Annotated in this window: 12 protein-coding genes and 1 pseudogene; 11 read left to right on the top strand and 2 right to left on the bottom strand. The window is 71.1% G+C overall.

Going from position 1 to position 12,414, the window contains the following annotated elements; translation table 11 throughout:
* Positions 1 to 99: 99 nt before the first annotated feature.
* From dacB to tilS, 3 genes are all read left to right on the top strand, one after another.
* On the top strand, positions 100 to 1,560 hold the full coding sequence (gene dacB, locus ABIE44_RS07050) for a D-alanyl-D-alanine carboxypeptidase/D-alanyl-D-alanine endopeptidase (protein ID WP_209720238.1): 1,461 nt from the start codon (positions 100 to 102) through the stop codon (positions 1,558 to 1,560).
* 90 nt (positions 1,561 to 1,650) lie between these two features.
* Positions 1,651 to 2,685, top strand: a complete 1,035-nt coding sequence (locus ABIE44_RS07045) for an Rv3626c family coenzyme F420 biosynthesis-associated protein (protein WP_209720241.1) — start codon at positions 1,651 to 1,653, stop codon at positions 2,683 to 2,685.
* Positions 2,685 to 3,662 (top strand): tRNA lysidine(34) synthetase TilS, encoded by a 978-nt coding sequence (tilS, locus tag ABIE44_RS07040; RefSeq protein ID WP_209720244.1) that lies wholly within the window; start codon positions 2,685 to 2,687, stop codon positions 3,660 to 3,662. The genes ABIE44_RS07045 and tilS overlap by 1 nt, the downstream gene beginning before the upstream one ends.
* 261 nt (positions 3,663 to 3,923) lie before the next feature.
* Here tilS and ABIE44_RS07035 read toward each other — a convergent pair whose 3' ends face one another.
* Together ABIE44_RS07035 and ABIE44_RS07030 are read right to left on the bottom strand one after the other, a co-directional pair.
* Complete coding sequence (locus tag ABIE44_RS07035) at positions 3,924 to 5,027, bottom strand: DNA glycosylase AlkZ-like family protein (protein ID WP_209720247.1); 1,104 nt, start codon at positions 5,025 to 5,027, stop codon at positions 3,924 to 3,926.
* Between the two features lie 39 nt (positions 5,028 to 5,066).
* Positions 5,067 to 6,110: an LLM class flavin-dependent oxidoreductase gene (locus tag ABIE44_RS07030; RefSeq protein WP_209720250.1), complete on the bottom strand. Its 1,044-nt coding sequence runs from the start codon at positions 6,108 to 6,110 to the stop codon at positions 5,067 to 5,069.
* A 66-nt stretch (positions 6,111 to 6,176) separates the two neighbouring features.
* Here ABIE44_RS07030 and hpt point away from each other — a divergent pair, with 66 nt between their 5' ends.
* The 8 genes and pseudogenes from hpt (at position 6,177) to ABIE44_RS06990 (ending at position 12,410) form a co-directional block, all read left to right on the top strand.
* Positions 6,177 to 6,728 carry a hypoxanthine phosphoribosyltransferase gene (hpt, locus tag ABIE44_RS07025; protein ID WP_209720253.1) on the top strand — a complete coding sequence of 184 codons (552 nt, stop codon included), beginning with the start codon at positions 6,177 to 6,179 and terminating at the stop codon, positions 6,726 to 6,728.
* A 100-nt stretch (positions 6,729 to 6,828) separates the two neighbouring features.
* Positions 6,829 to 8,825: pseudogene (gene ftsH / locus ABIE44_RS07020) on the top strand (ATP-dependent zinc metalloprotease FtsH).
* Positions 8,826 to 8,857: 32 nt separating this feature from the next.
* Positions 8,858 to 9,433 (top strand): GTP cyclohydrolase I FolE, encoded by a 576-nt coding sequence (gene folE, locus ABIE44_RS07015; RefSeq protein ID WP_502912754.1) that lies wholly within the window; start codon positions 8,858 to 8,860, stop codon positions 9,431 to 9,433.
* 79 nt (positions 9,434 to 9,512) lie between these two features.
* Positions 9,513 to 10,349 carry a dihydropteroate synthase gene (gene folP / locus ABIE44_RS07010; RefSeq protein WP_209723549.1) on the top strand — a complete coding sequence of 279 codons (837 nt, stop codon included), beginning with the start codon at positions 9,513 to 9,515 and terminating at the stop codon, positions 10,347 to 10,349.
* Entirely contained in the window at positions 10,346 to 10,708 is a 363-nt protein-coding gene (folB, locus tag ABIE44_RS07005; protein WP_209720262.1) for a dihydroneopterin aldolase, read from the top strand. The genes folP and folB overlap by 4 nt, the downstream gene beginning before the upstream one ends.
* Entirely contained in the window at positions 10,705 to 11,271 is a 567-nt protein-coding gene (gene folK / locus ABIE44_RS07000) for a 2-amino-4-hydroxy-6-hydroxymethyldihydropteridine diphosphokinase (RefSeq protein WP_209720265.1), read from the top strand. Before folB ends, folK begins: the two co-directional genes overlap by 4 nt.
* Positions 11,268 to 11,771, top strand: coding sequence for a DUF3180 family protein (locus ABIE44_RS06995; protein WP_209720268.1), 504 nt, complete (start codon positions 11,268 to 11,270; stop codon positions 11,769 to 11,771). The genes folK and ABIE44_RS06995 overlap by 4 nt, the downstream gene beginning before the upstream one ends.
* Positions 11,772 to 11,774: 3 nt before the next feature.
* Entirely contained in the window at positions 11,775 to 12,410 is a 636-nt protein-coding gene (locus ABIE44_RS06990) for a hypothetical protein (protein ID WP_209720272.1), read from the top strand.
* Positions 12,411 to 12,414: the final 4 nt, after the last annotated feature.

Raw genomic sequence — 12,414 nt, 5'->3', positions numbered from 1 at the left:
CTGAGTGAGTGGGGGCGCCGTGCCTGCCCGAGAGGCGCACAAGCGACCGGGCTAGTCTCCCGCACAATGCCCGTGAACGACTAACCGAGGAGGCGAAACATGGCAGCGCGTGAGCAACGCCACGTCTCCTGGTCACGCGACCGCACCCGGCTGCGCCGTTTCGCAGGCTGGCTGCCGGAGGTGCTGGTCGTGCTCCTGGTCGCCTCCGCGGGCGCCCAGCTGCAGTTCGACCTCGGTCACCGCTGGTTCGGGTTGGAGCGCACCGACCCGACGACCGCGCCGGCCCAGGTGCCCGCTCCGCGCGGTCTCGACCTGTCCGCGTCCGCAAGCGAACCGCCGCTGGCGGCGACCGTCGTACCGGGAGCGCTGAACGTTGCCGCGGTGCGCACGGCGCTCGCTCCGCTCGTCACCGACCCCAAGCTCGGCGGGCACGGCATGTTCCAGGTGGCCGACCTGAGCACCGGCGAGGTCGTCTACCGCCGCGGTGCCGCCTCCGCCACGCCGGCCTCGACGATGAAGCTGCTCACCGGTACAGCGGCACTGGCGGCTCTGGGCCCCGGGACCCGGTTCACCACCCGGGTCGTCGGCACCGGAGACCAGATCGTCCTGGTCGGCGGCGGGGACCCGTTCCTGGCCAGCAGCAAGGCGAAGGCGAAGGGCCACTACCCGGCGCGCGCCGATCTGCGGACCCTGGCCAAGCGGACCGCAGCCGCCCTGGGCGCCCAGGGCATCCGCACGGTCACCCTGGGCTACGACACCAGCATGTTCCGCGGCCCTGCGGTCAACCCGCGCTGGCCGGACTCCTACCTGCCCGACAACGTCGTCCCGCCGATCAGCGCTCTGTGGGCCGACGAGGCCAAAGGTGCCGACGGTCGGTACGTCGCCGACCCGGCCAGGACGGCTGCCGAGATCTTCGCCAAGGCGCTCAGGTCCGAGCGGATCGGGGTGACCGGCGCGATGAAGGAGGTCGTGGCCCCGGCGACCGCCACCGACCTGGCCGCCGTCACGAGCTCCCCGGTGGGGGAGATCGTGCAGCAGACGTTGGCCGTCAGCGACAACAACGCTGCTGAGGTGCTGGCCCGCCACGTCGGTGCCTCGCTGACCGGGGACGCGTCCTTCACCGGGGGCACCAAGGCGATCTTCGCGGTGCTGAAGGGTCTCGGGGTCGACGTCGCCGGGTCGGTCGCGTACGACGGCAGCGGTCTCTCGCGGGACAACAGGCTCACCGCCACGACGCTGCTCGACGTGCTGCGCGTCGCGGCCTCCTCGGAGAACCCGAAGCTGCGCGAGGTGGTCACCGGGCTACCGATCGCGGGGTTCACCGGGTCGTTGCAGCGCCGGTTCGCCACCGGCCCGGACGCCGCGAAGGGCCGGGTCCGCGCCAAGACCGGAACCCTCACCGGCGTGCACGGCTTGGCCGGCATCGCCGCCGACGTCGACGGCAACCTGATGGCGTTCGTGCTGGTCGTCGACAAGGTCGCCGTCCAGGACACCTTGAGCGCGCAGCACGAACTGGACCTGATGGCCGGTGCCCTGGGGTCCTGCCGCTGCGGGTCCTGAGGGCGGACGGTCGGCGTCCTGCGGGTGCGCACGTAGGGTTCAAGCATGACTGACGGGGCGCACGCCGGATCGGGCCGATCCACTTCAGGGATGATCGACTGGGACCTCGCCGTACGGGTCGGGTCCCGGCTCGCCGGTGACGGCCCGGTGGTGACCAAGGCGGAGGCGAGCGAGGTGGTCGCCGAGCTGCGTGCCGGTGCGGAGCGCTCGACGCCACTCGTCCGCGAGTTCACGGGGCTGGTCGCCGAGGCGCGCACGGCCCCCGTGCTGGTCGTGGACCGCCCGGGCTGGATCCAGGCCAACGCGGACGGGTTCGCCACGATCATCGCTCCGATCGTCGACAAGCTGCAGGAGAAGAAGGGGCCGCCGACCGCGTTCGCCGAGGCGATCGGGTCGCGGGTCACCGGCGTCGAGCTCGGTCTGATGCTCGGCTTCCTGGGGAACAAGGTGCTCGGCCAGTTCGACCCGTTCTACAACGCGCCGGGCGCTGCCGGTCGGCTGCTGCTGGTGGCGCCGAACATCGTGCACGTCGAGCGTGAGCTGACCGTCGACGAGCACGACTTCCGGTTGTGGGTCTGCCTGCACGAGGAGACCCACCGGGTCCAGTTCACCGCCGTCCCGTGGATGACCGACCACCTGCACGCGCTGATGGGCCAGATCGTCAACGCGGTCGAGACCGATCCCGGTGCACTGCTCAGCGACGGCATCTCGCGGATCGGCGAGGTGCTCTCCGGCAAGTCGGAGGGCAGCCTGATGGACCTGTTCTCGACGCCTGAGCAGAAGAAGGTCATCGACCAGGTCACCGGCGTGATGAGCCTGCTGGAAGGTCACGCCGACGTGGTGATGGACGGCGTCGGTCCCGAGGTGATCCCGAGCGTCGACCACATCCGCAAGCGCTTCACGCAGCGGCGTCAGGGCATCGGCACGCTCGACAAGCTGCTGCGCCGGCTGCTCGGCCTGGACCAGAAGATGGCGCAGTACCGCGACGGTGCCGTCTTCGTCCGGGCCGCGATCGAGGCGGTCGGCATGGAGGGCTTCAACGCCGTCTTCGCCGAACCCGCCAACCTGCCGACGAAGTCCGAGATCCACGACCCCGACGCCTGGCTCAAGCGCGTCCACGGCTGATGACCCTGGACCCGGCCGTCGCCGCCGTCAGGTCGGCCGTACGCCGCTGCCTGGGTGACGCCCGGACGGTGCTGGTCGCCTGCTCCGGCGGGGCGGACTCGCTCGCCCTGCTTGCGGCTGCCGTCTTCGAGACCCGGCGCGAGGAGTCGGTGCGGGTGATCGGGGTGACCGTCGACCACGGCCTGCAGGCCGGGTCGAGCGAGCACGCTGCCTCGGTCGTGGCGCAGATGGCCGAGCTCGGGGCGGACGAGACAGCGACCATTCGAGTGACGGTCGATCCCGGCCCGGGCGGGATCGAGGCGGGGGCTCGCGAAGCCCGGTACGCCGCGCTGGGCCAGCTCGCCGAGCACTTCGGCGCCGAGGTTGTGCTGCTCGGCCACACCCGCGACGACCAGGCCGAGACCGTCCTGCTCGGGCTGGCCCGCGGTTCGGGTGGGCGGTCGCTGGCGGGCATGCGACCGGGCTTCGACCTCGACGGCATCGCGGTGCTGCGACCGCTGCTCGGGGTCACCCGCGCCCAGACCGAGGCTGCGTGCACCGCCGAGGGCATCACCTGGTGGGACGACCCGCACAACAGCGACCACGGCTTCGCCCGGGTCCGCGTCCGGCAGACGGTGCTGCCGACCCTGGAGAACGAGCTCGGGCCGGGAGTCGCCGCCGCACTCGCACGGACCGCTGCGCAGCTGCAGGCCGACACCGACTTCCTCGACTCCTACGCCGAGATGGAGCTGGCCTCCTCCGACTTCGCCGCCGGGCTGTCGATCGCCGAGCTGCGGCGGCTGCCGACGGCGATCGCGACCCGGGTGGTCCGGCGGCTGCTGATCGAAGCGGGCGCGATCGCCTCCGAGCTCACCTACGAGCACGTGCTCGCGGTGCTGGCTGTCGAGCCCGGCAAGGAGATCCAGCTGCCGGGCCACCTGACGGCGTACCGGGACCGCGACCTGCTGCAGTTCCGCCCGACGATCACCCCGCCCTAACTCCGCCGAGCGGGCGCGGATGTCCCGCCCGCGAACGTCGAGCGGGCGCGGATGTCCCGCCCTCGAACGTCGAGCGGGCGCGGATGTCCCGCTCGCGAACGTCGAGCGGCGCGGATGTCCATCCGAAAGGCTCCCGGTCGGGTCGGGTCGGTTTGGTGGAACATCTGAGCCCGGTCGGGGTGGTCTGGTGGGACATCTCAGCCCGGTCGGCGTTGTTGGTGGGGCATCTGAGCCCGGTCGGCGGAGGTGGCCGGGGGAAGGTCAGTCGGCGTACAGGACCTCGAGCCCTAGCCACCCGGCCAGGTCCTCGATCTCGGCACGCACCGACGCCGCCGTCGTGGCGTCGAACGGTTCGTCCTCGTGGATCGCGTCGACCCGCAGCACGCCCTCAGCGTGCTCGGCGGTGGCATCGAGCTTGCCGACCAGCCGGTCGCCGACCAGGATCGGCAGCGCGTAGTAGCCCCACCGCCGCTGGGCCGCAGGCTTGAACATCTCGAGGTAGTAGTCGAACTCGAAGAGCTCTGTCAGGCGCTTGCGGTCCTTCACCAGGCGGTCGAAGGGCGAGAGCAGCGCGGTCCTTCCGGAGAACGGCAGGTCGAGTTGCGCCGGATCGACCCGCCAGGTGCCCTTCACTCCCTCGACCACCGCGGGCTCGCCGATCTCACCGACGTCGAAGGGCTCGCCGGGAACCAGGGCGACCTTGGCCCTGGCCAGGCCGAGCGAGCTGAGTCGGAGCTCGGCGCGGCGTACGGCGGCCTCCTCGGCGGGCACGACCGGTTCGTCGGGGTACACCCGCTCGGCCAGGTCCCAGAGCCGTTCGCGGCCCTCGCGCCCGGCGGTGGCCACCTCGCCGCGGGCGACCATGAACTCCAGCAGGCGGGTGACGTTCTGGTTGTTGGTCCAGCCCGACGATCGCCAGGGGACGGCGCAGGTGTCCGGCAGGTCCCGGGACGTCAGCGGGCCGTCGGTACGGAGCAGCTCCAGGATGTCGTGCCGGCAGCCGCCGTTCGCCTCGACCCAGGCGACCCGCTCGTGCTGCCACGGCTTCAGCTCCCCGGTGCCCGGCCACGCCTCCATGTCCGCGCGGACCAGGGCCAGGTAATCATCGGTCCTCAAGGTCCCCTGGAGCTCGATCAGCTCGAGCTGGTCGCGCGCGACGCGCAGCGCGTCACGGTCGTACGCCGACCCCAGCCGGCTCCAGAGAACCAGGTCGGCGGCGGGGGCGATCGACGCCGTCGGGTCGAGCTGCAGCAGCGTCAGGTGCCGGACGACCTCGACCAGGTCGGTCGGTCGCGGTTCGGCGAGCAGCTGGGCGCGCACGGCGATCCGTCGTGCGTCGGCACGGGACAGCTGGTGGACGGTCACGCTCCGAGACTAGGAGCCCGGGCCGACATGGCCCAGGGATCAGGCCAGCAGCTCCTTCGCCAGCAGCCGCAGCGTCTCCTCCCGCGCCGGCGAGGCGTCGACCGGGGTCCCCGTGCGCGCGCCGGCGACCGGGTGCACCATCACCTCGTCCACGCCGTACGTCGCCGCGAGCCCGGTGAGCTGCTCGGCGGCCGACTCCGGCGTACCGATCACCCAGCGGTGCCGCATCGCCTCGACCAGAGGCAGGTGCGCGTCCGGGACCGGGTTCGCCTCGGCGTCCTCGATCAACCGTTGCGGCCGCAGGTCGCCTCCGGTGCGCAGGGTGACCATCGCCTGGATCTGCGGAAGGGCCAGGGCCTCGGCCTCCTCCTGCGTCGCGGCCACGACCGTGTTCACGGTCAGGAAGGTCTCCGGTGCTTCCAGGTGCTCCGAGGGCTGGAAGCCGCTGCGGTAGAGGTCGAGCGCCCGGTCGGTGCCGTTGCCGGAGAAGTGGTGGGCGAAGACGTACGGGAGACCACGAGCCGCGGCCAGCTGGGCGGAGTAGTCCGAGGAGCCGAGCAGCCAGACCGGCGGCACCGACGTCGCGGTCGGCGTGGCGACCAGGGCGTGCACCCGACCGTTGACCTGCAGGCCGACACCGCCGGGGCTCATCATCGCGATCACGTTGTCGACGTACGACGGGAACTGCGCTACCGCGTCGTCGCTCACCCCGCCGGCGCCGTGCCGCAGGGCGTAGGAGGTCACCGGGTCGGTGCCGGGCGCGCGGCCGATGCCCAGGTCGATCCGGCCCGGGAAGGCGGCCTCCAGGAGCGCGAACTGCTCCGCGACCACCAGCGGCGCGTGGTTGGGCAGCATCACGCCGCCGGAGCCCACGCGGATCCGTTCGGTCGCGCCTGCGACCATCGCGATCAGCAGCGGCGGGTTGGTCGCCGCCACGGCCGGCATGTTGTGGTGCTCGGCCAGCCAGTAGCGGTGGTAGCCCGCCTCGTCGGCGGTCCGCGCGAGGGCCCTCGTCGCCGCCAGCGCGTCCGAGGTGGACTGGTCGGAGCGCACGGGGACGAGGTCGAGGACGGAGAGCCGCATGGCTGGTCAACGTCCGGGGTGCCCCGGATCATTCCGGCGCAGGCCGGCTGTGGCACCCTTTGCGTCATGGACGCCGCGGATGTCGAAGCCGACCTCGTCAACATCCTGTACACCGAGGACGAGATCCGGGCAAAGCTCGGCGAGCTCGCCGCGACGATCGAGGCCGACTACGCCGGTAAGGACATCCTGATCGTCGGGATCCTCCGCGGTGCGGTGATGGTGATGGCCGACCTGGCGCGCGCTTTCCACCGGCACGTCGAGATGGACTGGATGGCGGTCTCCTCCTACGGGTCGGGCACCAAGTCCTCCGGCGTCGTCCGGATCCTCAAGGACCTCGACACCGACATCACCAACCGGCACGTGATCGTGGTCGACGAGATCATCGACACCGGTCTGACGCTGTCCTGGCTGGTCTCCAACCTGGCCTCGCGCAACCCGGCCTCGCTCGAGATCTGCACCCTGCTGCGCAAGCCGGAGGCGCTCAGCATGGACGTGGACGTGAAGTACGTCGGGTGGGACATCCCGAACGAGTTCGTGGTCGGCTACGGCCTCGACTACCAGGAGCGGTACCGCAACCTGCGGGACATCGGCACCCTGGCCCCGCACGTCTACAGCTGAGGTCTCGACTGAGCTCGACCCACGGGGTACCCGGCTCGACCAACCGGGTATCAGGCTCAACCCACGGGCCAGCAAGCGCGTTCTGGGACTACCTGAGAGTATGTCCGGCGTGAAGCGAATTCTGCGTGGTCCCTGGTTGTGGATCGGTCTCGCCGGTCTCGGCGTCATTCTGGCGTTGCAGCTGATCTCCCCCAACGGCGGGTACAAGGAGATCAAGACGTCGACGATGATCGACTACATCAAGAAGGACGAGATCAAGAAGATCACGTTCGTCGACGGTGGCGACCAGGAGATGCAGGCGACCCTGAAGAACGGCGACAAGGTCGTCGCGACCTGGATCGACGGCAACCAGAACGACCTGTTCAAGCTCGTCCAGGAGCGCGACACCCCTGGCGTGAACGTGAAGAACCCGCAGCCCAGCCTGCTCGGGTCGCTGCTCACGACGCTGATCCCGTTCATCCTGATCGTGGTGATCTTCCTGTTCCTGATGAACCAGGTGCAGGGCGGCGGCGGCCGCGTCATGCAGTTCGCGAAGTCCAAGGCCAAGCTGATCTCCAAGGACATGCCGAAGACGACGTTCGCGGACGTCGCCGGCTGCGAGGAGGCCATCGAGGAGCTCGGCGAGATCAAGGAGTTCCTCCAGGAGCCGGCCAAGTTCCAGGCCGTCGGCGCCAAGATCCCCAAGGGCGTCCTGCTCTACGGCCAGCCCGGTACGGGCAAGACGCTGCTCGCCCGCGCCGTCGCCGGCGAGGCGGGCGTGCCGTTCTACTCGATCTCCGGGTCGGACTTCGTCGAGATGTTCGTCGGTGTCGGCGCCTCCCGGGTGCGCGACCTGTTCGAGCAGGCCAAGGAGAACGCCCCCGCGATCGTCTTCATCGACGAGATCGACGCCGTCGGTCGGCACACCGTGGTACCGGTATGGGCGGCGGCCACGACGAGCGCGAGCAGACCCTCAACCAGCTCCTCGTCGAGATGGACGGCTTCGACGTCCGCGGCGGGGTCATCCTCATCGCGGCCACCAACCGGCCCGACGTCCTCGACCCGGCGCTGCTGCGCCCCGGTCGCTTCGACCGTCAGATCAGCGTCGACGCCCCCGACCTCAAGGGCCGCGAGCAGATCCTCCGGGTGCACGCCCGCGGCAAGCCGATCGGTGCCGACGTCGACCTCACCTCGGTCGCCCGCCGTACGCCGGGCTTCACCGGTGCCGACCTGGCCAACGTGCTCAACGAGGCCGCGCTCCTCACCGCCCGCCTCAACGGCAAGCTGATCGACGCGAAGGCGCTGGACGAGGCGATCGACCGCGTCATCGCGGGTCCGCAGAAGCGCACCCGCCTGATGAGCGAGAAGGAGAAGCTGATCACGGCGTACCACGAGGGCGGCCACGCCCTGGTCGCCGCGGCGCTGCCGGGCACCGACCCGGTCCACAAGATCACCATCCTGCCGCGCGGTCGCGCGCTGGGGTACACGATGGTCCTGCCCGACGAGGACAAGTACTCCCAGACCCGGTCGGAGATGCTCGACAAGCTCGCCTACATGCTGGGTGGCCGGGCTGCCGAGGAGCTCATCTTCCACGACCCGACCACTGGTGCCGGCAACGACATCGAGAAGGCCACCTCACTGGCCCGGGCGATGGTCACCCAGTACGGCATGACCGAGAGCCTGGGCGCCATCAAGCTCGGTGACTCCGGCGGCGAGCCGTTCCTCGGTCGCGACCTGGGGCACACCCGGAACTACTCCGAGGACGTCGCCGCGAAGGTGGACGAGGAGACCAAGAAGTTCCTGCAGGCCGCGCACCAGGAGGCGTTCGACATCCTGGAGGAGAACCGCGACGTCCTCGACGCCCTGGTGCTCGCGCTGCTCGACAAGGAGACGCTCGACAAGGCGCAGGTCGCCGAGGTCTTCGCTCCGCTGCGCCGCCGTGCGCCGCGCCCGGCGTGGACCGGCTCGCCGGACCGGGTCCCCTCGTCGATCCCGGCGGTGCGCGACCCCAAGGCGCTGGCCGAGGAGTCCGAGCCGGAGGGCGGCGTGATCATCACCCCGCCGAACAGCGACGGCGACTCCTTCGGAGAGGTGCCGAACCCCGGGAACACGCCGTGAGCATCGGCCCGGTCAGCGGCGGGTCCGGTCCCGTGAAGGACTTCGACCACGACCGGGCTGCTGCCGCCGTGCGCGAGCTCCTGTTCGCGATCGGGGAGGACCCCGACCGCGAAGGGCTGCGCGAGACCCCGGCGCGGGTCGCGCGTGCCTACGAGGAGCTGACCCAAGGTCTGCGCAAGACCGCGGAGGACGTCCTGACGACGACCTTCGACCTCGGGCACGACGAGATGGTCCTGGTCCGTGACATCGAGCTCTGGTCGATGTGCGAGCACCACCTGGTGCCCTTCACCGGTGTCGCGCACGTCGGTTACATCCCGTCGGAGTCCGGCAAGATCACCGGCCTGTCCAAGCTCGCCCGGCTCGTCGACGTCTACGCGAAGCGGCCCCAGGTCCAGGAGCGGCTGACCACCCAGGTCGCCGACTCCCTGATGGAGATCCTCGACGCCCGCGGAGTCATCGTGGTGATCGAGGCCGAGCACCTCTGCATGACCATGCGCGGGGTGAAGAAGGCGGGCGCCCGCACGATCACCTCGGCGGTCCGCGGGATCATGCACAACGCCGCGACCCGCTCCGAGGCGATGGCGCTGATCAACGCCGCGCACCGGTAGGCGAGGAGCAACCGCCGTGACGGCCGGTCTGACCCGACGCCACGTCGCCGGCCTCCCGGCGTTGGACCGACCCTTGGTGATGGGCGTCCTCAACGTCACCCCGGACTCCTTCTCCGACGGCGGCCTGTACGCCGATGTCGAGGCCGCGATCACCCACGGCCTCGCGCTGCTCGCCCAGGGCGCGGACGTGCTCGACATCGGCGGTGAGTCGACGAGGCCGGGTGCCACCCGCCCGCTGGTCGCCGAGGAGCTCTCCCGGGTGGTCCCGGTGATCTCCGGCCTGGTCGAGCGCGGCGCGGTCGTCTCGGTCGACACCATGCGCGCGCAGGTGGCCGATGCTGCGCTCGCGGCGGGTGCGACCCTGGTCAACGACGTGTCCGGCGGTCTGGCCGACCCCGAGATCCTGGGCGTGGTCGCGGACCGCGGGGCGCCGTACGTCGCGATGCACTGGCGGGCGCACGCGACCGAGATGGCCGGGCGGGCGACGTACGACGACGTGGTCCGCGAGGTGGGCGACGAGCTGGTGCTCCGGGTGCAGGCGGCCCTCGGGGCCGGGATCTCCGCAGACCGTCTGGCCGTCGACCCGGGTCTGGGGTTCGCGAAGACGGCCGAGCACAATTGGGAGCTGCTGCGGCGCCTCGAGGAGCTGGAGCGCCTGGGTCTGCCGGTCCTTCTCGGGGCGAGCCGCAAGTCCTTCCTCGGGTCTCTGCTGGCCGGTCCGGACGGGGCGCCGCGCGACGTCGCCGACCGCGAGGACGCCAACGTGGCGATCAGCACGCTCGCTGCCCGCACGGGCGTCTGGTGCCTGCGGGTGCACGAGGTGCGCCGCACGGTCGACGCGCTCCGCGTGGTCGCGCAGGTCGAGGGCCGCGAGTTTGTACCGTCCGACCCCGCGGGTAGGGTCGATCCGGCATGAATGACCAGTTGGCAGTCCGCGGGATCGAGATCTACGCACACCACGGTGTGTTCGATTTCGAGCGTCGCGACGGGCAGATCTTCGTGATCGACCTGGTGCTCGGGATGGATACGAGTGCAGCCGCTGTTGCAGATGACCTGACCAAGACCGTTCACTACGGCGAGCTGGTCGAGGCCGTGAAGACCGCCGTCGAGAACGACCCGGTGGACCTGATCGAGACCTTGGCGCAGCGGATCGCCGACGTGTGCCTGACCTACGAGCAAGTCGACCAGGTGGACGTCACCGTCCACAAGCCGAACGCCCCGATAGCCGCGACGTTCTCCGACGTGGCCCTCACGATCAGACGGAGCCGAACATGACCGAGTCCCCGAACCCCGCTGTGATCGACGCGGACACCCTGACCGGTGACATGCACCCGATCCGCCGCTGCGTGATCTCGATCGGCTCCAACCTCGGCGAGCGGATGTACGCGCTCCAGGGCGCCGTCGACGCGCTGGGTGACACCCCCGAGGTCTGGATCACCGGCGTCTCGCCGGTCTATGAGACCGAGCCCGTCGGCGCGCCGGAGGGCTCGAAGACCTTCCTCAACGCTGTCATCACGCTGGACACGACGCTGTCGGCCCGGACCCTGCTCGAGCGGGCGCACGCGGTCGAGGCGGCGTACGGACGCGAGCGCGGCGAGCGGAACGCCCCGCGCACCCTGGACGTCGACCTGATCGTCGTCGGCGACCGGCACGCGGACGAGGAGAACCTGCGGCTGCCGCACCCGCGTGCCGCCGAGCGCGCCTTCGTGCTGGTGCCCTGGTTCGACCTGGAGTCCGACGCCGAGATCCCCGGCTACGGCACCGTGGAGGAGCTGCTCGAGAAGACCGGCCGGGACGGCGTCGTCCGGCGCGACGACCTGGTTCTCGAGCTGCAATGAGCCAGGCGGGTCCGGGCACCGGGCCTCCGCAGGACCCGGTCGGCCGGGTCTCGGTCACCGGCCCGGGGCCGCTGGTCGTCCTCGGGCTCGCCGGGCTGCTGGTCGGCTGGGCCGGCCGCCGCCAAGCGCTCGGCTCGGACTGGCCGAGGCTGGACGTCGGCTGGCTGACGATCGGGGCGATCTGGTTCGTCGCTGCGATCACGCTGGGGATCGCCTTCCTGACCCGGCGGGCCGTCCAGGCCGAGCGCGTCGGTCTGCCCCCGCGACAGGGCCTGTCGCGGCTGGTGCTCGGCAAGACGATCGCCCGGGTGGCCGCTGCGACGCTCGGCCTGTGCCTGGGCGTGGTGATCTCCCGGATCGGGGTGGCCAGCGACGCCGCGTCGACCGACATCGTCCTCGCGCTGCTCGCCGGCCTCGGCGCGGCGGTCGGGGTCGCCGCGGGGCTGCTGCTGGAGCACGCGTGTCGGGTGCCTCCGGGCGACTCGTTCGACCTACCCTGAGGCATGGCCCGAACCCGATCGTCCGCCTCGTTCACCTCGTCCCGGCGCCGCCAGCGCAGCGTGCGGGTCACGGTCGCCGTCTTCCTGCTGGGCGTGGCCACCGTCGCGGTGCTCGCTGCCCTGCCCACCCAGTCGCCGGCGCTGCTGTCGGTCAGCTCGGTCGTCGCGCTCGTGCTCGGCTGGGCCGCGTTGCGGATCGTGTGGACCGAGGTCCTGCAGTCGCGGCGGGAGAACGCCGCCGACCGGGCCGCGACTGCCAGCGCCTACCGTTCGCTGTTCTCCGAGCGCGCTGCGGAGCACGCCGAGTTCACGACCGTGATGACCGAGCGCCTGGCCGTCTCGAACACCTCGATCCACGAGCTGCAGGCCGCGCTGGTCAAGGCGCAGCGCGAGGTCGCCGCCGGAGCGGTACGGGCCGACACCGCCGAGTCCGCGTTCGCCTCCGCCCTCGTCCGGGTCGCCGAGCTCGAGCGCTCCATCGACCTGCTGCGCGCGGAGCAGGAGGCTGCCCGCGACGCGGTCAGCGAGCTCGACCTCGTCGGGCGGGAGCGCGGTTCGGTCGACGACCTGATCGAGTTCGACGAGAAGATCGCGCGCGCCGCCGGCAAGCACGCGGCGCAGGACGCCAGGCTCGCCTGAACTT

Origin of the sequence: Marmoricola sp. OAE513 (genome assembly GCF_040546585.1) — a bacterium.
Taxonomy (GTDB): domain Bacteria; phylum Actinomycetota; class Actinomycetes; order Propionibacteriales; family Nocardioidaceae; genus Marmoricola.
This window is presented reverse-complemented; position numbering and strand designations above follow the sequence as displayed.

Bases quoted from the DNA above. Each gene is read 5' to 3' on its own strand.
- dacB (WP_209720238.1), top strand. From the start codon at position 100: ATGGCAGCGCGTGAGCAACGCCACGTCTCCTGGTCACGCGACCGCACC.
- ABIE44_RS07045 (WP_209720241.1), top strand. From the start codon at position 1,651: ATGATCGACTGGGACCTCGCCGTACGGGTCGGGTCCCGGCTCGCCGGT.
- tilS (WP_209720244.1), top strand. From the start codon at position 2,685: ATGACCCTGGACCCGGCCGTCGCCGCCGTCAGGTCGGCCGTACGCCGC.
- ABIE44_RS07030 (WP_209720250.1), bottom strand. From the start codon at position 6,110: ATGCGGCTCTCCGTCCTCGACCTCGTCCCCGTGCGCTCCGACCAGTCC.
- hpt (WP_209720253.1), top strand. From the start codon at position 6,177: ATGGACGCCGCGGATGTCGAAGCCGACCTCGTCAACATCCTGTACACC.
- folP (WP_209723549.1), top strand. From the start codon at position 9,513: ATGGGCGTCCTCAACGTCACCCCGGACTCCTTCTCCGACGGCGGCCTG.
- folB (WP_209720262.1), top strand. From the start codon at position 10,346: ATGAATGACCAGTTGGCAGTCCGCGGGATCGAGATCTACGCACACCAC.
- folK (WP_209720265.1), top strand. From the start codon at position 10,705: ATGACCGAGTCCCCGAACCCCGCTGTGATCGACGCGGACACCCTGACC.
- ABIE44_RS06995 (WP_209720268.1), top strand. From the start codon at position 11,268: ATGAGCCAGGCGGGTCCGGGCACCGGGCCTCCGCAGGACCCGGTCGGC.
- ABIE44_RS06990 (WP_209720272.1), top strand. From the start codon at position 11,775: ATGGCCCGAACCCGATCGTCCGCCTCGTTCACCTCGTCCCGGCGCCGC.